Source organism: Sanguibacter hominis ATCC BAA-789, assembly GCF_012396185.1.
Taxonomy (GTDB): Bacteria; Actinomycetota; Actinomycetes; order Actinomycetales; family Cellulomonadaceae; genus Flavimobilis; species Flavimobilis hominis.
The window spans coordinates 72,206-91,168 of record NZ_JAAXOW010000002.1 but is presented as its reverse complement, the minus strand read 5'-3'; the positions used below and the strand labels follow the sequence as shown (position 1 = coordinate 91,168).

19 protein-coding genes and 1 tRNA gene are annotated in these 18,963 nt (G+C 71.2%); 3 read left to right on the top strand and 17 right to left on the bottom strand.

Annotated elements, in window-relative coordinates; all coding sequences use genetic code 11:
* Positions 1 to 18: 18 nt before the first annotated feature.
* From HF995_RS06950 to HF995_RS06940, 3 genes are read right to left on the bottom strand one after another with little or no spacing between them, the layout of a single operon-like run.
* Positions 19 to 633, bottom strand: coding sequence for a M23 family metallopeptidase (locus HF995_RS06950; RefSeq protein ID WP_350308771.1), 615 nt, complete (start codon positions 631 to 633; stop codon positions 19 to 21).
* A gap of 10 nt (positions 634 to 643) precedes the next feature.
* Positions 644 to 1,078: an NAD(+)--rifampin ADP-ribosyltransferase gene (gene arr / locus HF995_RS06945; RefSeq protein WP_168447104.1), complete on the bottom strand. Its 435-nt coding sequence runs from the start codon at positions 1,076 to 1,078 to the stop codon at positions 644 to 646.
* A gap of 49 nt (positions 1,079 to 1,127) precedes the next feature.
* Entirely contained in the window at positions 1,128 to 1,715 is a 588-nt protein-coding gene (locus tag HF995_RS06940) for a transglutaminase-like domain-containing protein (protein ID WP_350308770.1), read from the bottom strand.
* A 43-nt stretch (positions 1,716 to 1,758) separates the two neighbouring features.
* Here HF995_RS06940 and HF995_RS06935 point away from each other — a divergent pair, with 43 nt between their 5' ends.
* Positions 1,759 to 2,181 (top strand): OsmC family protein, encoded by a 423-nt coding sequence (locus tag HF995_RS06935; RefSeq protein ID WP_168447102.1) that lies wholly within the window; start codon positions 1,759 to 1,761, stop codon positions 2,179 to 2,181.
* Positions 2,182 to 2,183: 2 nt separating this feature from the next.
* Here HF995_RS06935 and HF995_RS06930 read toward each other — a convergent pair whose 3' ends face one another.
* From HF995_RS06930 to HF995_RS06865, 14 genes are all read right to left on the bottom strand, one after another.
* Positions 2,184 to 2,807 (bottom strand): CueP family metal-binding protein, encoded by a 624-nt coding sequence (locus HF995_RS06930; RefSeq protein WP_168447101.1) that lies wholly within the window; start codon positions 2,805 to 2,807, stop codon positions 2,184 to 2,186.
* Between the two features lie 135 nt (positions 2,808 to 2,942).
* Complete coding sequence (locus tag HF995_RS06925) at positions 2,943 to 3,398, bottom strand: DUF6153 family protein (RefSeq protein WP_168447100.1); 456 nt, start codon at positions 3,396 to 3,398, stop codon at positions 2,943 to 2,945.
* Between the two features lie 127 nt (positions 3,399 to 3,525).
* Positions 3,526 to 3,598: transfer RNA gene (locus tag HF995_RS06920), tRNA-Ala, on the bottom strand.
* Between the two features lie 65 nt (positions 3,599 to 3,663).
* A complete protein-coding gene (locus HF995_RS06915) occupies positions 3,664 to 4,344 on the bottom strand; it encodes a histidine phosphatase family protein (RefSeq protein WP_168447099.1) in 681 nt (226 codons plus the stop codon).
* On the bottom strand, positions 4,341 to 4,757 hold the full coding sequence (rsfS, locus tag HF995_RS06910) for a ribosome silencing factor (RefSeq protein WP_168447098.1): 417 nt from the start codon (positions 4,755 to 4,757) through the stop codon (positions 4,341 to 4,343). The genes HF995_RS06915 and rsfS overlap by 4 nt, the downstream gene beginning before the upstream one ends.
* 59 nt (positions 4,758 to 4,816) lie before the next feature.
* Positions 4,817 to 6,304 carry a hypothetical protein gene (locus HF995_RS06905; protein WP_168447097.1) on the bottom strand — a complete coding sequence of 496 codons (1,488 nt, stop codon included), beginning with the start codon at positions 6,302 to 6,304 and terminating at the stop codon, positions 4,817 to 4,819.
* Positions 6,291 to 6,923, bottom strand: a complete 633-nt coding sequence (nadD, locus tag HF995_RS06900) for a nicotinate-nucleotide adenylyltransferase (protein ID WP_350308769.1) — start codon at positions 6,921 to 6,923, stop codon at positions 6,291 to 6,293. The genes HF995_RS06905 and nadD overlap by 14 nt, the downstream gene beginning before the upstream one ends.
* 30 nt (positions 6,924 to 6,953) lie before the next feature.
* Positions 6,954 to 7,103, bottom strand: a complete 150-nt coding sequence (locus tag HF995_RS06895; protein WP_168447096.1) for a hypothetical protein — start codon at positions 7,101 to 7,103, stop codon at positions 6,954 to 6,956.
* Positions 7,104 to 7,223: 120 nt separating this feature from the next.
* On the bottom strand, positions 7,224 to 8,537 hold the full coding sequence (locus tag HF995_RS06890) for a glutamate-5-semialdehyde dehydrogenase (protein WP_168447095.1): 1,314 nt from the start codon (positions 8,535 to 8,537) through the stop codon (positions 7,224 to 7,226).
* 76 nt (positions 8,538 to 8,613) lie between these two features.
* Entirely contained in the window at positions 8,614 to 9,747 is a 1,134-nt protein-coding gene (gene proB / locus HF995_RS06885; RefSeq protein ID WP_168447559.1) for a glutamate 5-kinase, read from the bottom strand.
* Positions 9,748 to 9,957: 210 nt separating this feature from the next.
* Positions 9,958 to 11,478: a GTPase ObgE gene (gene obgE, locus HF995_RS06880; protein ID WP_168447094.1), complete on the bottom strand. Its 1,521-nt coding sequence runs from the start codon at positions 11,476 to 11,478 to the stop codon at positions 9,958 to 9,960.
* Between the two features lie 81 nt (positions 11,479 to 11,559).
* Entirely contained in the window at positions 11,560 to 11,814 is a 255-nt protein-coding gene (gene rpmA / locus HF995_RS06875) for a 50S ribosomal protein L27 (protein ID WP_098458801.1), read from the bottom strand.
* Between the two features lie 71 nt (positions 11,815 to 11,885).
* The gene (rplU, locus tag HF995_RS06870) at positions 11,886 to 12,194 is read right to left on the bottom strand and encodes a 50S ribosomal protein L21 (RefSeq protein ID WP_219810427.1); all 309 of its coding nucleotides are present in this window, start codon (positions 12,192 to 12,194) and stop codon (positions 11,886 to 11,888) included.
* Between the two features lie 272 nt (positions 12,195 to 12,466).
* Complete coding sequence (locus tag HF995_RS06865; protein WP_168447093.1) at positions 12,467 to 15,889, bottom strand: Rne/Rng family ribonuclease; 3,423 nt, start codon at positions 15,887 to 15,889, stop codon at positions 12,467 to 12,469.
* Positions 15,890 to 16,342: 453 nt separating this feature from the next.
* Here HF995_RS06865 and HF995_RS06860 point away from each other — a divergent pair, with 453 nt between their 5' ends.
* Together HF995_RS06860 and cydB are read left to right on the top strand one after the other, a co-directional pair.
* Complete coding sequence (locus HF995_RS06860; RefSeq protein ID WP_168447092.1) at positions 16,343 to 17,884, top strand: cytochrome ubiquinol oxidase subunit I; 1,542 nt, start codon at positions 16,343 to 16,345, stop codon at positions 17,882 to 17,884.
* A gap of 30 nt (positions 17,885 to 17,914) precedes the next feature.
* Positions 17,915 to 18,952: a cytochrome d ubiquinol oxidase subunit II gene (gene cydB, locus HF995_RS06855; RefSeq protein WP_168447091.1), complete on the top strand. Its 1,038-nt coding sequence runs from the start codon at positions 17,915 to 17,917 to the stop codon at positions 18,950 to 18,952.
* The last annotated feature ends 11 nt before the right edge of the window (positions 18,953 to 18,963 follow it).

Sequence of the window (18,963 nt, the reverse complement as noted above, 5' to 3'; positions counted from 1 at the left end):
CGGGCGCGGTCCAGGGCGTCAGCCTGCGTCGACGATCTCGCCGTTGCGGGGGACCGCCCCTCGGAAGGTGAGCGGCACGGCGGAGGCACGGGCGACGTCGACCCGGTCGACTGCCTGCACGTGGAGGTGCGGCTCGGTGGAGTTTCCCGTGCTCCCGCACCTCGCGAGCACGTCGCCTGCCCTCACCTGCTGCCCCACCTGCACGTGCAGGCTGCCGTGCGCGAGGTGGCACAGCGCGACGACGACGCCCTCGCCTGCGACGAGCACGTGGTTCCCCGCGAGCGCGCGCCAGCCTCGGCGCACCCGACGTCGCTGCGTCAGGGCATACCCGATCGACCGCAGCCCGCGGTACGCGGGGTGGTCTCGCTCGTCGCGCTCGGCTGCGACGACCGCCCCGTCGAGCGGAGCCAGCACCTCACGTCCGAACCCGGGGAACACGTCAGGCGGCTCGGGCAGCACGGCCGACCGGAGGGTGAACGGTGCCGTGCTATCACGTGCGCCGACAGGCACGAAGTCGATCGCCCACGACGACGCGAAGAGCATCGTGCCGTGGCTGGGCACGCGATCGGCGGGACTGTTCTGCACGAGCCACCGCCCGGTGAAAGGGTAGGCGAGGTCGACGGCGCGGGACACGCTCGCTTCCTCAGTCGATGATCTGTGCCGCGCCGGCCTCGCGCAGGCGTCGAAGGTTCGCGAGCATCGTCTCGACCTGCTCGGGCGGGTGACCCTGCCAGTCGTCGATCTCCCCGACCACTCGGACGGGGGCGGTGCTGCGGTAGGAGCGAGTCGGGTTGCCGGGGAACCGCTTGTCGGTGACGTTCGGGTCGTCCTCGAACTCCCCTGTCGGTTCGACGACGTAGATCCGCCCTCTGCCGTCACCGCGCGCGAGCTCTGCTCCCCATGTCGCGGCGTCGAGGGTCGCGGTGAAGTACACGTGCCGCATCTCGAGCCCGTCCTCGAAGTTCGACGCACGGCCCGGTCCGAGCAGCTCGCCGGGCGCGAGGTCTGCTCTGGTCCCGTGGAGGTAGACACCCTCGGCGTAGAGCTCGAAGGGGACGGGTGCTCGTCGGCTCGCCATGCGTCCGACGATATCGACGATCCGGGGCCTTCCGCCCGGTTGCGTCGCCCTACGGTTGCGCAAGCTCAGCGGGGAGCTGGCACACGAGCACGTCGGAGGCGCTGCTGAGCGCCGCGACGACCTCGGGCGCGGGCTCGTCGTAGAGCGTCCGGTAGTCCCGCTCCCCCACGCTCTCGTCGACGCGGTAGACGAGGCTCTCGGTACCGATCGAGAACTGCGCGTCGACGCCCGGCTTGTTCCCTCGCGGGTCCTGACGGTGCCATGCGCCGTCGAGGTGCACGGACACGAGCCCATGGAGCACGAACCCGCCGCTCGACGACCTGAGGCGCTGGTAGCCGAGAGCGGCCGGGACGCCCTGGCTGCGCAGCACGGCGGCGTACAGGACCGACTTCGCGTAGCAGAGCCCTACCCGCTCGTGCAGGACGTCGGTGGCGGACAGCGTGACCCGCGGGTCCTTCACGTCGTACGAGTGCGCGACCTCGTCACGCACCCACTCGAACGACGCGCGCGCGAAGTCGACGTCGTCCGGGTGCGCGGCACGCAGCTCGGTGCCGAGCCTGACCACGTCAGGGTGGTCGGACTCGACCCAGGCGTTGGCGCGGAGGTAGTCGGTCGGTGTCGGAGCCTCGGTCGTCACGTGGCCATTGTGCCGAAGATCCGGTCGGCCGCACGATGTCCCCATGCTCGATTTCGAGGTCGTCGTGGGCGCCGGGACGCTGCGCAGCCCGTCCGAGGCAGCCGTGCGCTTCCCGCACCGCTGGACGAGCGAAGGCGTCACGGTCGAGGCTCAGTTCACGGGTGGGCATCTCTGGGTGCTCGCCCCGGCAGGGTGCGTCCTCAACGACGTCTACCGGGAAGCAGCCGCGCTCGACGTCCCCGTCGAGGGGGTGCAGGTCAGGGCTGTCGGCCGCCTCTCCGAGGAGACGTGGCTGTCGGAAGGGATCCGTTACACGGTCGACGTCGACAGCACAGCACCCGCGTCGGCGGTCGACGCCCTGCTCGCCAGGGTCGACGTGGTCGCGGAGATCCCGAGGGCGCTGCGTGCGCCCAGCGCCGTGGAGCGCGTCCCCGCAGGACGCGCTCCCGGCGCAGGACCATCCTGAGATCAGGTGAGCTGCATGGTCGTGACGCAGGTCGGGTCCTCCACGCTCGTCGTGGAGATCTTCGCAGACCCGCTGACGCCGTCCTGGCTCACGACGAGCTCGCCCGAGAAGTCCCGAGGCACCCAGAAGCCCATGAACCCGTTGTCGTAGGTCGTGCGCGTCTCGTCGAGGACGACGGTGCCGTCCGCGCTCGTGAGCACGACCTGGACGTCCTCGTTGGCCATCTCGCCGCGGCACGTCGTGAGGCTGTGGAAGTAGCAGTCGTGGGTGTCGTTGCGGTACGGCGCGACCGAGACGTACACCTGGTCGTCGGGCATCGGCAGGCGAGTCTCGCGGTCCTGGTCGTCGGTGAGGATCAGGACGTCCGGTCGCACCGACGCCATGAGGTCAGCGGGACGGTCGGCGACGGCCATGGTGTCGAGCCGGTCGACGACGGTGCGGGCGTCGAGCCCGTCGAGGCCGTGCTCGGACAAGATGCTGGTCGCGGGAGACGAGGTGGACGACGGCGCTGGCGAAGGGTCGGGCGAGGCGCAGCCCGCGAGGGCGAGACCGGAGGCGAGGAGTGCAGCAGTCGCGAGGATCCGCCGCCGAGGCGTGGCGGGGTAGGGCGTGGCGAGGTCAGGCATGGTGAGCTCCAGATGTGATGGGTGTGGCGGCTCGGGAGTGGGCACCGAGCGCCGAGGTGTCGAGGGGCGACGGGGGTACGTCGAGCTTGCGGCTCGCGGGACGCGGGTGGCGAGGCACGGGCACCCCTGGCGGCGTCAGGTCCGGCTGACGCAGAGGACGTGGAGCGACGGCGGTCGCGGGAGCACGTGCGACGTCGGGCCTGTGCGCCGGGCGACACGTGCGGCCAGAGGCAGCCATCTGGTCGGAGCGCGAGGAACGACGAGAACGACGAGCGCGAGCAGCAGCCCGAGCGCGCAAGCCATCGCAACGGTCACATGACCGGCCGCTCCGCACCCGCCGCACGGGTCGCCGTGATCGCCCAGGATGGCGCCGCTGCTGACGGCCGCGTCGAGGCTCTGCTGGGCGTGGTGCGTGATCGCGGTCGCCACCGAACCGTCTGGTGCTGCGGCCGCGGGAGGCGCGAGCGCGCTCGGGCCGTGCATCGACAGCAGCCCGGCGACGATCGCGGCTGCGAGGAGGGTGCGCAGGACAGCGACCCGGACCAGGCGTGCCGCCCTGGTGCCTGTCGGTGCGAGTTCCACTGCTCCCATGGCATGACGCTAGCCAGTCGGGGCCGGCACGTCCCGGGCCCGACGTCCCTGTCCCCCGCCTGCGGCGTCGCCGCCGGGTGTGAACGACAAACGAGGCCCGACCCCGCTGGGGTCGGACCTCGAATTGTGGAGCTGAGGGGACTCGAACCCCTGACCCCCTGCATGCCATGCAGGTGCGCTACCAGCTGCGCCACAGCCCCGGGACCAGCGGCTTCCTCGGGAGGACGCCGCAGTTCCGGCCCCGCCTCAGCGGGACTCCGTAATCTTAGACCGATCCTCGCTCGATCGCGAAATCGGGTCCGGCGACCCAGTGCTCGACCGGATAGTCGGGCCCGACGTTGTGTGCGGTGAGCCGCCACGCCGGTGTGGCACCGGCTCCGGAGGCGCGCAGCACGGACCAGTGGGCGTTGTGCATGCCCTGGATACCCTTCCAGCCGTCAGGGTCGATCCCGAGCAGCGCGGTGATCGCGATCGAGATCGCAGCACCGTGCGAGACGACCGCCAGCACGTCCTTCGGCCCGAGCGCCTCCCCGTGCTCGGCGACCGCAGCAGCGAACCGCTCGCCCACGTCCGTGCGACGCTCGGCACCGATCGTGGTCGGCTCGCTTCCGCTCTTCCACCCCGCGTACTCGTCGGGCCAGCCCGTGACCATCTCGTCGGCTGTGAGACCTTCCCACGCCCCAAAGCTGCGCTCGCGCAGGCGGGCGTCGTAGGCGACCTCGAGGCCGACGGCGTCGCCCAGGTACTGCGCGGTCGCCGCGGCGCGCTGCAGGTCCGACGACACGATCGCCGTCGGCGAGAAACGCGCGAGTAGCGCCTGCGCACCGACCTCGGCCTGCCAGCGGCCGACGTCGTCGAGCGGGATGTCGACCTGCCCCTGCAGGCGCTGCGCCGCGTTGTACTCGGTGCGCCCGTGGCGCACGAGCACGAGCGTCCCGGCGGTCACTCCTGGCCGCCAGCCTCGCCGTCGGCCAGGTCAGCGTCGGCAGGCGTGCCGTGCACGTCGGCGGGCAGCTCGACGACGGGGCAGTCCTTCCAGAGGCGCTCGAGCGCGTAGTAGACGCGGTCCTCGGAGTGCTGGACGTGCACGACGACGTCGCCGAAGTCGATGAGCACCCACCGTGCCTCCGACTTGCCCTCGCGGCGCAGCGCCTTGGCGCCGGCCTTGTGCATGGCCTCCTCGACGGCGTCGACGATCGCGACGACCTGACGCTCGTTGCTCGCGGACGCGATCAGGAAGACGTCGGTCAGGACGAGCTGCTCGCTGACGTCGAGGGCGATGATCTCCTCGGCCTTCAGGTCGCTGGCCGCGCGGGCGGCGACGATGGCAAGCTCGGTGGCGCGCTGGGTGGCGGGCACGGTTCTCCTCGGGTACTTGGGTGTGTACCCCCAGTATGCCTGCCGCAGCGCGGCAGACGTCAGGCGGAGCCGGGAGACGCCCCCTGCACGACCGCGACGATGGCCTGTGCGGCCTTCGCGGCCGAGTCGGAGGTCGCGGAGAGCAGCTGCCAGCACACGAACCCGAGCACGAGGCCGATGACGACGAGGATCACGTAGTGGAAAGGCGTGTAGCCGAGCCACGAGTCGTTCGTCGCAGGCTCCTCGTCGATCTCCTCGCCCGGCTGCTCTGGCGCGGCGACCGGGGAGAACGGCGACGCGTCGGCGACGGGCTGCGAGCCTCCTCCGCCCAGGACGGCATCCCAGCTGGGCACGCCTGGCTCGTCAGCGGAGCCTGCGGCCGGCTGGAAGGACGCGGGTCGTGGCGCTGCGGCTGAGTACCCGACGGCCGACGGCTGTGCGGGAACGGCTGGCTGGTCAGGGGCGGGCTGATGACCGGGAATCGTGGGCTGAACCGGCGCGAACTGCTCACCCGGCGCGACCTGCTGCCCCGCTCCGGCTGCAGGCTGCCCGGCTGATGTCGGAGCCCACCCCTGCTGGCCGCGTGCCTGAGCAGGCGCCTGCTGGACGGGTGCCTGCCGGGCGGGAACCTGAGCGGCGGGCGCGACAGACCCGTACTGCGCTGGCGTCGGCGGCCCTGCGGGCCGCGCGGTCTGCGAGCTGAGACGGGACGGCTGGTTGGGCTCCGCGGGGTAGGGCGTGGTCCCGGCCGGGTAGACGCGCGGCGCCGTGTTCTGCTGCGCCTTCGCGACGGCATCGCGCACCCCGACGCGGCTGGGCTGTCCCGACGCGGCGCGCGGGTCCGGCTCGACGACCGGGACGCCGTCCGAGCTGACGGCGACCGCAGGCGTGAGCCGTCCGGTCCCGTCGATACGCCGCACCGCACCGGTCACGGGCGGAGGCGCGACCACGGGCGCCTGCTGAGGACGTGCCTGTGCGGCAGCACGCTCGGCCTGGGTGCGCGCGGCCGCCTGCGCGGTGCGCGACGGCGGCTCGACGGGACGCTGCGGGAGCGGCCTCTGCTGCTGGGGCTGCGGTGCGGCCACGGGAGCCTGATGCCGCTGGACGGGCGCACGCACGCCCCGCGGGGCCGGCGCCTCCGCGGCAGCAGGACGCTGCACTGGCTGACGCACGGGCGCACCCGCCGCTGGCATGACGCTCGGTCGCGCCTGACGACCCGGGGCGGCCTGGGGCTCCTGCTGAGGGTGTCCGGCTGCGGGCCGCTGAGCGGGAGCACCCGGTGCAGCCGGGCGCTGAGGTGACGGAGCAGCCGCGGCCTGCGCGCCCTGCGCCGGACGCGGCGTGGCGGCAGCGGGACGCTGCGCGACGCTCTCGCGAGCGTCCTGGTCGAGGGAGTGCTCGCGCATCGCACGGCGCGAGAGCGGCGCCTGCTGCTGGCCAGGGTTCGTCGGGCCTGCGTCCTGGGCCGTCTCCTGGCTCACCGCACGCTCGCGCATCTGCCGGCGCGTCAGAGGCGCCCCAGCGCGGTCGTTCTCAGAACTGGCCATCGATCGATTCCCGGTAGAGACGATGCTTGCTGATGTACTGCACGACGCCGTCCGGAACGAGATACCAGACCGGCAGCCCCGAAGCGGCGCGCTCACGGCACTCGGTCGACGAGATCGCCAGTGCAGGCACCTCGACGGCCGTGACCGACTCCGGGGCCAGACCCTCGAGCGACATCGTGTGCCCTGGACGCGTCACCGCGACGAAGTGTGCCAGATCGAAGAGCTCCGGAGCATCCTTCCACGACAGTATCTGCGCGATCGCGTCGGCCCCGGTGATGAAGAAGAGGTCCGAATGTGGACGTTCCCGGCGAAGGTCCCGCAGGGTGTCGATCGTGTAGGTCAGACCGACACGGTCGATGTCGACCCGGCTGACCGTGAACCGCGGGTTGGACGCCGTCGCGACGACAGTCATGAGGTAGCGGTGCTCCGCCGGCGTGACGACCGAATCCTGCTTGAAGGAGGGCCGCCCGGTGGGGACGAACACGACCTCGTCGAGGTCGAAGCGTGCAGCCACCTCGCTCGCGGCCACGAGGTGACCGTGGTGGATCGGGTCGAACGTGCCGCCCATGACCCCGAGACGGGTGCGCCTGGGCGCGCTGCGCTCCCCCGAGGTGCTCACTCGATATCCAGGTCGGACCGTCGCGCGACGTCAGTGGCGCTTGCCGACGCTCCGGAAGGCGAAGGTCACGAGGAGCAAGGAGATCAGCCCCACGAACGCGATGATCCCGTAGGCGCTCGGCTCGATCGGGAGCTCAGTGACGACAGCGCTCTCGGAAGCCAGCAGGGTGGCCGCGACCATGGGATCCTCCAAGGTGGTTCGGGGGTACGTCCGCAGCGGCAGGGGCCCGCGGCGGGCAAGTCACCAGTCTCTCACGGGAGGCGCTGCGCTTGAAGACGCGCCACGCTCACCGTCAGCGGGTCAGCCGCGCACCTGGCCGTCGCCGTTGACGATCCACTTCGTGGTCGTCAGCTCGGCGAGGCCCATGGGGCCGCGCGCGTGCAGCTTCTGCGTCGAGATGCCGATCTCGGCGCCGAGGCCGAACTGTCCACCGTCCGTGAACCGCGTCGACGCGTTGACGTTGACGACCGCCGAGTCGAGCTCGGCGACGAACCGCTCGGAGGAGGCGAGGTCCTTCGTGACGATCGCCTCGGTGTGCCCCGAGCTCCACGTGCGGACGTGCTCGATCGCGGCGTCGAGGTCGTCGACGACCTTGACCGCGATCTCCGCGGCCAGGTACTCGGTCCCCCAGTCGACGTCGGTCGCCGGGACGACGTCGACCCCGCTGGGCGCGAGGGCGGCGGTCTGGTCGTCACCGTGCACGACGGCACCCGCCGAGGCGAGCGCGCTGAGCGCGACCGGCAGGAAGTCCTCCGCGGCGTCGCGGTGCACGAGCAGCGTCTCGACGGCGTTGCACACGCCCACGCGCTGCAGCTTCGAGTTGAGCAGAATCTGCAGGGCCATGTCGCGGTCCGCGCTCGCATCGACGAAGAGGTGGCAGTTGCCCACGCCCGTCTCGATCACGGGCACGATCGACTCACGCACGACCGTCTGGATCAGGTCCGCGCCGCCGCGCGGCACGAGCACGTCGACGAGGCCGCGGGCGCGCATGAGCGCGACGCCGCCGGGCCGGCCGAAGCGGTCGATCGACTGCACCAGGTCAGCGGGCAGCCCCTGGGTCTCGAGCGCCTCGCCGAGGACGCGCACGATCACCTCGTTCGAGCTCGCAGCAGCCGAGCCACCGCGCAGCACGACCGCGTTGCCGCTCTTGAGCGCAAGGCCAGCAGCGTCGACCGTGACGTTGGGGCGTGCCTCGTAGATCATCCCGACGACACCCATCGGCACGCGCAGCTGGCGCAGTCGCAAGCCGTTGGGGAGGGTCGAGCCGCGCACGACCTCACCGACCGGGTCGGGCAGCGACGCGAGCTCGCGCAGCGCGTCGGCGATCGCGCCGACCCGCTCAGGCGTCAGCGTGAGCCGGTCGAGCAGACCGTCCGTCATGCCGCCGGAACGTCCGCGCGCGACGTCGTCCGCGTTGGCCTCGACGATCACGCCGGCCTGGGCGACGAGCGCGTCCGCGAGGGCGTGCAGCGCCGCGTCCTTGACGCCGCGCGGCGCGTTCGCGAGGGCGCGCGAGGCGACCTTCGCGCGGCGGGCGACGTCGAAGACCTGCTCGGTGACGTCGTCCGACGTCGTCGCGGCCTTCGCGGACAGGGTGGGAGACTCGACGCTCATGCGGGCGAGCCTAGTCCGCGCCCGTGTGTCGCGGCAGAGGGGGTCCACCGCGCGGACGCGGCGGGATCCGGGCGGGTCAGGCCTTGCTCGGACGGCGCCGCACGACGACAAGGTCGTCACGGTGCACGACCGTGCGGTCGTATCCCTCGCCGAACTTCTCCCGCAGCTCGGCGGTCGTCCGTCCGAGCAGCGCAGGCAGCTCGCTCGACCCGAACGACACGACGCCGCGAGCGACCACGCGCCCGTCGCCGTCGTGCAGCTCGACGACGTCCCCCGGGGCGAACTCGCCGTCCACCGCCGTGACGCCCGCAGCGAGCAGCGATGCCTTGCCGCCCTCGACCGCCCGCACCGCGCCGTCGTCGAGCGTCAGCACACCGTGCGCGCGAGCCGCGTGCGCGAGCCACATCGCACGCGCAGAGCCGCGCTTGCCGAACGGCGAGAACCACGTGCCCGTGTCCTCCCCTGCGAGCGCCTCGCGGACGCGCGGTGCGGCCGTGAGGACGACGGGGATGCCAGAGCTCGTCGCCATCCGCACCGAGTCGAGCTTCGTGAGCATGCCGCCGGTGCCGACGGCCGAGCCGCGCCCCGTGACCTCGATACCTGCGAGGTCTGCTGCCGAGCGCACCTCGGCGATGCGCCGCGCCCCCGTGCGGGACGGCGGAGCGTCGTAGAGCCCGTCGACGTCGGTCAGCAGCACCATCGCGTCGGCGCGCACGAGGTGCGACACGAGCGCCGCGAGGCGGTCGTTGTCCCCGAACCGCAGCTCGTCGGTCGTGACCGCGTCGTTCTCGTTGATGATCGGGACCACCCCGAGGGCGAGGAGCCGCTCGAGCGCGCGCTGCGCGTTGCGGTAGCGCGACCGGCGGATCGTGTCCTCGGCGGTCAGGAGGATCTGGCCGACCCGGATGCCGTGGTACGCGAACGCCTCCGTGTACCGGGCGATGAGCTGACCCTGCCCGACGGACGCAGCGGCCTGCTGCGTCGCGACGTCGCGCGGGCGCGTGGTCAGGCCGAGCGGGAGCAGCGCAGCCGCGACAGCGCCAGACGTCACGAGGACGACCTCGACACCGGCACGCCGCCGCTCCGCGATGACACCGACGAGCGCCCCGAGCGCGTCGAGCGAGAGGTGGCCGTCCGGTCGCGTGAGCGAGGAAGAACCGATCTTCACGACGACGCGGCGCGCGTCAGCGATCTGGGCGCGCGTCTGCACGGCGCTCTGCTGGTCGGTGCCGTGCCGGACGTAGCTGAGCCCGTAGGCGTCGTCGTCCTGCACGTCAGGGCTGTCGTGCTGCACTTGGTCGTTCACCACGCCCACATTGTCCACCACACACGGGCGTGGTCGGACGGCGTCCCACGACCGCGCCGTGCAGGGGAACGAGGACGGCGCCGCTGGGCTCAGCGGCGCCGTCTCGAGGCAGGGTCACTCGTCAGCGGCGTCCGTCCACTTGCCCGCCTCGCGCTCGGTCCACAGCTCGTTGCGGGCCTCCGCCTTTGCGTCCATGCGGTCGTGGTACCGCTCGCGCTTCTCGTTGCGGCTCGGACGCGAGTGGTCCTCGAGGCGCAGGTCGGTGCCTCGGGGGCCCGTGAGGAGCTCGGCGCCCGTCATGAGGGTGGGCTCCCAGTCGAACACGACCGCGTTGTCGCCTGCGCCGATGAGGACCTCGGCACCGGCGCGGGCGCCTGCCTTGAGGAGCGCCTCCTCGACGCCGAGGCGTGCGAGCCGGTCTGCGAGGTAGCCGACGGCCTCGTCGTTGTTGAAGTCGGTCTGGCGCACCCAGCGCACGGGCTTGGTGCCCGTGACGCGGAAGTACTCCTGACCGTCCTCCTCGACGCGCGTCACGCTGAAGCCGGAGTCGTCGACGGCCTTCGGGCGCAGCACGATGCGGGCGGGCTCAGGAGCTGGCGCCTCTCGGCGCGCCTTCTCGACGAGCTCCGCGAGTGCGAACGTGAGCTGCTTGAGTCCCTCGTGGCTCACCGCGGAGATCTCGAAGACGCGCAGGCCGCGCCCTTCGAGCTCGGCGGTGACGAAGTCGGCGAGCTCGCGCGCCTCGGGGACGTCGATCTTGTTGAGCACGACGAGGCGGGGGCGCTCGGCGAGCGGCACGCGCGAGCCGTCGATGTCGAGGTCCGCCGAGTAGGCGGCCAGCTCGGCCTCGATGACGTCGAGGTCCGAGATCGGGTCACGACCGGGCTCGAGGGTCGCGCAGTCGAGGACGTGCACGAGGACGGCGCACCGCTCGACGTGGCGCAGGAACTCGAGGCCGAGGCCCTTGCCCTCGCTCGCACCGGGGATGAGGCCGGGCACGTCGGCGACCGTGTAGCGGGAGTCGCCCGCCTGGACGACGCCGAGGTTCGGCACGAGCGTCGTGAACGGGTAGTCCGCGATCTTGGGGCGTGCTGCTGAGATCGCGGCGATGAGCGAGGACTTGCCGGCGCTCGGGTATCCGACGAGCGCGACGTCGGCGATCGTCTTGAGCTCGAGGACGACGTCTGCCTCGTCGCCGGGCTCGCCGAGGAGGGCGAAGCCGGGTGCCTTGCGCTTCGCCGACGCGAGCGACATGTTGCCGAGGCCGCCGCGGCCGCCGGCCGCGACGATGTACTCCGCGCCCTCACCGACGAGGTCCGCGAGGATGTTGCCGTCCAGGTCCTTCACGACGGTCCCGTCGGGGACGCGCAGCACCAAGTCCTGGCCGTGGGCGCCCTGGCGGTAGTCCCCCATGCCCATCGCGCCCTTGTCGGCGCGGCGGTGCGGCGAGTGGTGGTACTCGAGCAGGGTCGTCACCTGGGGGTCGACGACCAGGCGGACGGAACCGCCGTCGCCACCGTTGGCGCCGTCCGGTCCCGCGAGGGGCTTGAACTTCTCTCGACGGATCGACGCACAGCCGTTGCCGCCGTCACCGCCGAAGGCGTGAAGGACGACGCGGTCGACAAAGCTGGCCATGGGGGTTCCTCAATGCTTGCGGTGAAAATTGCGAGAGGGGCGCACCGTACCGGTACGCCCCTCTCGAAGATGATCTGACGATCAGGCAGCAGCCTCGATGTCGACGACCTTGCGGCCACGACGGGTGCCGAACTTGACGGCGCCGGCCTCGAGGGCGAACAGCGTGTCGTCCTTGCCACGGCCGACGTTGACGCCGGGGTGGAAGTGCGTGCCGCGCTGGCGGACGATGATCTCGCCGGCCTTGACGACCTGGCCACCGAAGCGCTTGACGCCAAGACGCTGAGCGTTGGAGTCACGACCGTTGCGAGAGGAGCTCGCACCCTTCTTGTGTGCCATGACGGCAACCTACCTTCTTGCTGAACGAATAGGACATGCTCCGGGCTGCTCAGGCGCGGCCCGGAGGAAGATCACTTGATGCCGGTGACCTTGAGGCGCGTGAGGGCCTGGCGGTGGCCGATGCGCTTGCGGTAGCCGGTCTTGTTCTTGTACTTGAGGATGTCGATCTTCGGGCCCTTCTCGTCCCGAACGATCTCGGCGGTCACCGTCACCTTGGCCAGGGCCGCAGCGTCGGAGGTCACCTTCTCACCGTCCACAAGGAGGAGTGCGGGCAACTGAACGGACTCACCGGACTTGCCGGAGAGACGGTCGACGACGACGACGTCACCAACAGAGACCTTCTCCTGGCGGCCACCAGCCTTGACGATCGCGTACACCACGTTGCTGCTCATCTCTCTAGGTCTTCTCGGCGTGCTCATCACCGGAAGGATCCGGGAGCACACGGGAACAGGCGCGAACCAATACGCGCCGACGTTCAAGGTTACGGAACTTGGAGCGGGGGGTCAAATTGCTCGACTCCCCCACGACGTTCGGGGCGTCGCTCGCCCCCACATCATCTCGCGAGGTCGGCGCCCGCACCAGGTGCGACGCGCCGATCTGTCCGTGTGAGGCGTCACACCGGGGTACTGAGGACCCCGGCGCTCCGTCTCGTTCAGCCCTCGTCGGGGCTGCTGCTCGGTGCGCCAGCGGCGCGCGTCGACCGGCCGCGCGACGAGGCCCGGCGCCGCTTGGGCGCCGTCGTCGCGGGCTCTGACGACGGGCCCGCGGGGACCGCGATGTCGTCGACCGACGTGATCGTGTCGCCGCTGGGCTCGGCGGACGTCTCGGAGCCGGCGTCCCGGCGCACCGAGGCGAGCTCGGCGAGGACGTCGAGGACCGGCGCCTCGGACGGGGCGTCCGTGGTAGCGGGCTCCGCCCCGCCCTCCACGGCCTGTACCGCAGGAGCAGCCGGACGGGTCGCCGCACGACGACGGCGCTTCGGCTCGGGGGCGACGGGCTCGGCGGCGACGGGCTCAGTGGCGACCGGCTCAGCCACGACGGGCTCCGAGACGGCTGCCGCGACCGGCGCAGGCTCGACGTCAGGCGTCACCGCGGGCTCAGCCTCGACAGCCGGCTTCTCCGCGTGGTCGTGCTCGTGGGCGTGCGCCGCAGCGGCAGCGATCGTCGCGAGGGTCTCCTTGACGGCCTTGCGCGCCTCCTCCTTCGGGAGGACGGGGACCGCCGGGGCCGCCGACGAGGACTCGTCCTTGTCTCCACCACCGCGCTTGCGGCGGGACCGCTTGGACTCGCCCTCGGGACGGTCCTGGCCAGCGCCGTTCTGGCCGCCGTTGCCCTTCTCGATGGGCTCGGCGTGCACGAGGAAGCCGCGGCCGTTGCAGTGCTCGCACGTCGTGCTGAACGCCTCGACGAGGCCCTGTCCGACGCGCTTGCGCGTCATCTGCACGAGGCCGAGCGACGTGACCTCCGCGACCTGGTGCTTCGTCCGGTCCCGGCCGAGGCACTCGACGAGACGACGCAGCACGAGGTCACGGTTGGACTCGAGGACCATGTCGATGAAGTCGATGACGATGATCCCGCCGATGTCCCGCAGGCGGAGCTGACGGACGATCTCCTCAGCGGCCTCCAGGTTGTTGCGGGTCACCGTCTCCTCGAGCGTGCCTCCCGAGCCGGTGAACTTGCCCGTGTTGACGTCGACGACCGTCATCGCCTCGGTGCGGTCGATCACGAGCGAGCCGCCCGACGGGAGCCATACCTTGCGGTCCATGCCCTTGGCGAGCTGCTCGTCCACGCGGTGCGACGCGAAGACGTCCTTCTCGCCCGTCCAGCGGGTGACGCGCTCGGCGAGGTCGGGAGCGAGCTCGCCGACATAGCTCGAGATCTCGTCCCACGCGGACTCGCCCTGGACGACGAGCGACGAGAAGTCGTCGTTGAAGATGTCGCGGACGACACGGATCGCGAGGTCGGGCTCACCCTGCAGCAGGGCGGGCGCCGAGGCGGTCTTCGCCTTCTTCTCGATCTTCGCCCACTGGTCCTGGAGGCGGGTCACGTCGGCGCGCAGCTCGTCCTCGCTCGCCCCCTCGGCGGCGGTACGGACGATGACGCCGGCGTGGTCGGGGACGATCTCCTTGAGGATCTTCTTCAGGCGCGCGCGCTCAGTGTCGGGGAGCTTGCGGGAGATACCCGTCATGCCGCCACCGGGGACGTACACGAGGTAGCGACCCGCGAGCGTGACCTGCGACGTGAGGCGTGCGCCCTTGTGGCCGATCGGGTCCTTCGTCACCTGGACGAGGACCGAGTCGCCCGACTTGAGCGCCTGCTCGATGCGGCGCGGCTGACCTTCGAGGCCCGCAGCGTCCCAGTTGACCTCACCGGCGTACAGGACAGCGTTGCGGCCCTTGCCGACGTCGATGAACGCAGCTTCCATGCTCGGCAGCACGTTCTGCACGCGACCGAGGTACACGTTGCCAGCCATCGAGGCCTGCTCCTGCTGGGAGACGTAGTGCTCGACGAGCACGCCGTCCTCGAGCACGGCGATCTGCGTGCGGCCGTCGCGCTCACGCACGACCATCGAACGCTCGACTGACTCGCGGCGGGCGAGGAACTCGGCCTCGGTGATGATCTGACGACGACGGCCCGCGTCACGGCCCTCGCGGCGGCGCTGGCGCTTCGCCTCGAGACGAGTCGAGCCCTTGAGCGCGGTGACCTCGTCGGCCCCCGTGCCACGACGTGCACGGGTCGAGGTCGTCGTGCTGGTCGACTCCGTGTCGCGACCGCCGGGGGTGCGGCGGCGACGGCGACGGCGACGGCTCGACGAGCTGCCGCCCTCGGCGTCCTCACCTGCCTCGTCCTCGTCCTGGTCCTCGTCGTCCGTGTCGCTCTCGGCCTCGGTCGTCTCGGCGGCACGGCCCGGGCCGCGGCGCGAACGGCTGCGCGAGCGGCCCGAAGGCTTCTCAGCGTCGGTCTCGTCGCCCTGCTGGGCGTCAGGCTCGTCGTTCTCGTCGGAGGCTTCGGTGTCGGTCTCGTCACCCTGCTCGCCCTGGGCGGAGCTGCGGCGCCGGCCACGGCCACCACGACGGCGACGACGGCGCTGGCCACCCGCGGAGCCGGACTCCTGGTCCTCGCCCTGCTCGGCGTCGTCAGACTCGTCGTCCGTCTCGGCGTCGACGTCCACCTCGGGCGCGTCCGCGTTGTCCTGGTCGGTCTCGGCGACGACCACGTCGACGATCTCCTCCGACTCCTCGTCGGACTCCTCGTCGGGGACGGGGACAATCGCTTCCGGCGGGCCCGCCGGAGTAGACACGCGACGACGACGGGCGCGGCCCTTGGTCGGGTCCGGCGCCTGGAACAGGAGGGCGGTCATCGGGAGCCGGGTCTCGACGACCGGCTCTTCCTCGGCCGCATCGGCAACGGTCTCGGCCTGCGGCGCCACGGTCGCGGGCTCCTCGACGCGCGGCGTGGTCGTACGGCGGGACCGGCGCGCAGGCTTCTCGGGAGCCTCGTCCGTGGTCGCGTCGACCGCCGGGGCCTCGGCCGGCGCAGCCTTCGCCCGGCTCGAGCGACGAGCGCGGGGAGCGGTCTTCTCGACAGCGGTCTCCTCGACGGCGGGCGTCTCGGTCGTCTTCTCAGCACGAGCGTCGACGACGTCGGCCGCGGCGGCTGGCTTTGTCGCGCGGCGGCTGCGCGTCGTCTTCGTCGGCGCGGGTGCCTCGGCACCTGCGTCCCCGGCGAGAAGCTCGGAAGCGACGCCTTCCGTCGCCGCAGCGGGCGCGGCCGCACGGGTCGCACGGGTGCGCCGCTTCGGCGCAGCAGCCTCGGCCTCAGCCGCAGGTGCCTCGGTGACTGTCGCCTGGTCGGCGGGTGACTCGGTCACGGGCCGGGCCTTGCGGGTGCGGGGAGTCTTCGTCTGCGGCGCGGTCGTCGCCTCCGTCGCCGAGACGGCCGGCGCGGCTGCGCTCGTCGCCGTCTCGCTCTGCACGGGAGCGGGCGTGCCCGCCGACCGCACGACGCGGCGACGCGTCTTCTTCACGGGCTCGGTCGAGCCCTCGGCGTTCGCGGTGCTGTTGTCGAGGTTCACTCGTGGTACTCCTGCCCCAGGCTGCGCCACACACCGGGCGGGCCCGAGAAGCTCGGTCGTCGCTCACCCGCAGGCGGCGACGGAAGTCGTCGAGACGGCCCGGCAGCGCAGTCGGGGCGGTCGCGCGTCGATGTCGACGGCTGCGTTCCGCGACGACGGGTCCAGGGGCGTCGAGGACGGCGTCTCACGCCGATCCCGCGCCTCGCGGACCGATCGGTGGACCGGTGCCTGCTGCGAGCTCGTCGCAGAGGTCCGTGGTGTGACGGGCCCCCGCTGCCGCAAGTATCTCACAGCGCCCCCTCCGCGCCCGGGAAGCGACGCGACTCACAACGGCGGCTCATTCGGGACCAAGGTCCTGGCCCGTCTAGTACCGAGGTCCTAGGTTCGACTTGTCACGACAGTGCGTCACCTCGTGACTACTTGTGCACCTCGGAACCGGACCAAGGAAGACCAGTGGACGTACTCGATCTCGGCAGGTGGCAGTTCGGCATCACGACCGTCTACCACTTCATCTTCGTCCCGCTCACGATCGGCCTCGCGCCGCTCGTGGCCGGCCTGCAGACCGCCTGGGTCCGGACCGGGGACGAGAAGTGGCTCAAGCTCACCAAGTTCTTCGGCAAGCTCCTGCTGATCAACTTCGCGATCGGAGTCGTGACCGGTATCGTCCAGGAGTTCCAGTTCGGCATGAACTGGAGCGAGTACTCACGGTTCGTCGGTGACGTCTTCGGCGCCCCGCTCGCCATGGAAGCCCTCGCCGCGTTCTTCGTCGAGTCGACGTTCCTCGGCCTGTGGATCTTCGGGTGGGGCCGCCTCCCCAAGAAGATCCACCTCGCATGCATCTGGGCCGTCGCCCTCGCGACCAACCTCTCCGCCTACTTCATCCTCGCCGCCAACTCGTGGATGCAGCACCCCGTCGGCTCGATCTTCAACGAGGAGACCGGCCGCGCCGAGCTCGTCGACATCTGGGCGGTGCTGACCAACAACACCGTGCTCGCCGCCTTCCCGCACACGATCACCGCCGCCTTCGTCACCGCAGGAACGTTCGTGGCCGGGATCAGCGCCTGGTGGATGGTCCGTCTCGTCCGCTCGAAGAAGGCCGAGAACATCACGCTCGCGAAGACCGTCTACCGCTCCGGCCTGCGCCTGGGCATGTGGGTCATGCTCGTCGCCGGAGTCGGTGTCGCCTTCACCGGCCACTGGCAGGCACAGCTCATGTTCGACCAGCAGCCCGCCAAGATGGCTGCCGCCGAGGGCCTCTGCCACAGCGAGAAGGGCGCCGACTTCTCGATCCTGACGATCGGCAACCTCAACGGCGACTGCGCGAGCGTCAAGCACATCATCGCGCTGCCGAACCTCACGTCCTTCCTCGCGACGAACACGTTCGACGCCGAGATCAAGGGCACGATCCAGATCCAGGACGAGATGGCGCAGAAGTTCGGCGCCACCCGCGGCGAGCACGCCGCGATCGTCGGCGTCGACGCCCCCACGGACGGCACCGCCGACCAGGGGCTCAGCTACATCCCCAACCTCGCCGTCACCTACTGGTCCTTCCGCCTCATGATCGGCTTCGGCGTGTTCTCCGCAGCGCTCGCGCTCGCGGGCCTGTGGGTCACCCGCAAGGGCGGCGTCACCGACTCGAAGTGGATCAAGCGCCTCGCGCTCGTCGCCATCCCGGCCCCGTTCCTCGCCTCCGCGTTCGGCTGGATCTTCACCGAGATGGGCCGCCAGCCCTGGGTCGTCTACCCCAACCCGAACCCGAGCGGTGTCGACGGCGTCTGGATGATGACGTGGCGCGGCGTCTCGAACGGCGTCGGGCCCGGGACGGTCATCACGTCCCTCGTCGCCTTCACCCTCGTCTACGGCGCCCTCGCGGTCGTCTGGGGCAAGCTCATGCACCGCTACGCGATCGAGGGCGTCCCGACCGAGGTCCACGACGAGTCGCCCGAGGCGAACCCCGACAAGGACGAGGACGCTCCGCTGTCCTTCGCCTACTGAGCCGACAGAGAAACGAGAGAAGAAGCGATCATGGGCCTCCCCGACCTCTGGTTCATCCTCATCGCCGTCCTGTGGACGGGCTACCTCGTCCTCGAGGGATTCGACTTCGGCGTGGGCATGCTGCTGCCCGTCCTGGGCCGCAAGGACAAGGACCGGCGCGCGATCATCAACACCATCGGTCCCGTCTGGGACGGCAACGAGGTGTGGCTGCTCACGGCAGGCGGCGCGACGTTCGCCGCCTTCCCCGAGTGGTACGCGACCCTGTTCTCCGGGTTCTACCTCCCGCTGCTGCTGATCCTGCTCGCGCTCATCATCCGCGGCGTCTCGTTCGAGTACCGCGGCAAGATCGCGGACACCCGCTGGGCCGCCTGGTGCGACCGCGGGATCATCGTCGGCTCGTGGGTCCCGTCGATCCTCTGGGGCGTCGCGTTCGCGAACCTCGTGCGCGGCGTCGAGCTGGACGCGTCGCACACGTTCACGGGCGGCTTCTTCTCGCTCCTGAACCCGTTCGCGCTCCTCGGTGGCGTCGTCACGCTCGGCCTGTTCCTCACGCACGGCGCCGTGTTCCTCGCGCTGAAGACCGACGGCGACATCCGCGTGCGTGCCCGCGCCCTCGGCCTGCGCTTCTCGGTCGGCACGACCGTGGCCGCCGGCACGTGGGCCGTGTGGGCGCAGCTCGCCTACTCCGTCGCGTGGACCTGGGCCGCTGTGGCCGTCGCCGCCGTCAGCCTCGTGCTCGTCGTCGTCATGGTCGCCAAGGACCGCGAGGGCTTGGCGTTCCTGTTCTCCGCGCTCGGCATCGTCGCGGCCGTCGTGCTGATCTTCGGGTCGATGTACCCGGACGTCATGCCCGCGATCGACCCCGCGAACTCGCTCAACGTCGACAACGCAAGCTCGACGAACTACACGCTGACCGTCATGACCTGGGTCGCCGCCGCGCTCGTACCCGTCGTCCTGCTCTACCAGGGCTGGACGTACTGGGTCTTCAAGAAGCGGATCACGGTCGCCCACATCCCGGAGCCGATCGGCCTCTCCCTCACGAAGACCGACGACGTCACCTCCGCGTGATTCCATCGACC

Excerpts from the sequence above, each read along its gene's own strand:
- arr (WP_168447104.1), bottom strand. The coding sequence starts at position 1,078 with ATGGCGAGCCGACGAGCACCCGTCCCCTTCGAGCTCTACGCCGAGGGT.
- HF995_RS06935 (WP_168447102.1), top strand. The coding sequence starts at position 1,759 with ATGCTCGATTTCGAGGTCGTCGTGGGCGCCGGGACGCTGCGCAGCCCG.
- HF995_RS06930 (WP_168447101.1), bottom strand. The coding sequence starts at position 2,807 with ATGCCTGACCTCGCCACGCCCTACCCCGCCACGCCTCGGCGGCGGATC.
- HF995_RS06925 (WP_168447100.1), bottom strand. The coding sequence starts at position 3,398 with ATGGGAGCAGTGGAACTCGCACCGACAGGCACCAGGGCGGCACGCCTG.
- HF995_RS06905 (WP_168447097.1), bottom strand. The coding sequence starts at position 6,304 with ATGGCCAGTTCTGAGAACGACCGCGCTGGGGCGCCTCTGACGCGCCGG.
- HF995_RS06895 (WP_168447096.1), bottom strand. The coding sequence starts at position 7,103 with ATGGTCGCGGCCACCCTGCTGGCTTCCGAGAGCGCTGTCGTCACTGAG.
- HF995_RS06890 (WP_168447095.1), bottom strand. The coding sequence starts at position 8,537 with ATGAGCGTCGAGTCTCCCACCCTGTCCGCGAAGGCCGCGACGACGTCG.
- obgE (WP_168447094.1), bottom strand. The coding sequence starts at position 11,478 with ATGGCCAGCTTTGTCGACCGCGTCGTCCTTCACGCCTTCGGCGGTGAC.
- rpmA (WP_098458801.1), bottom strand. The coding sequence starts at position 11,814 with ATGGCACACAAGAAGGGTGCGAGCTCCTCTCGCAACGGTCGTGACTCC.
- cydB (WP_168447091.1), top strand. The coding sequence starts at position 17,915 with ATGGGCCTCCCCGACCTCTGGTTCATCCTCATCGCCGTCCTGTGGACG.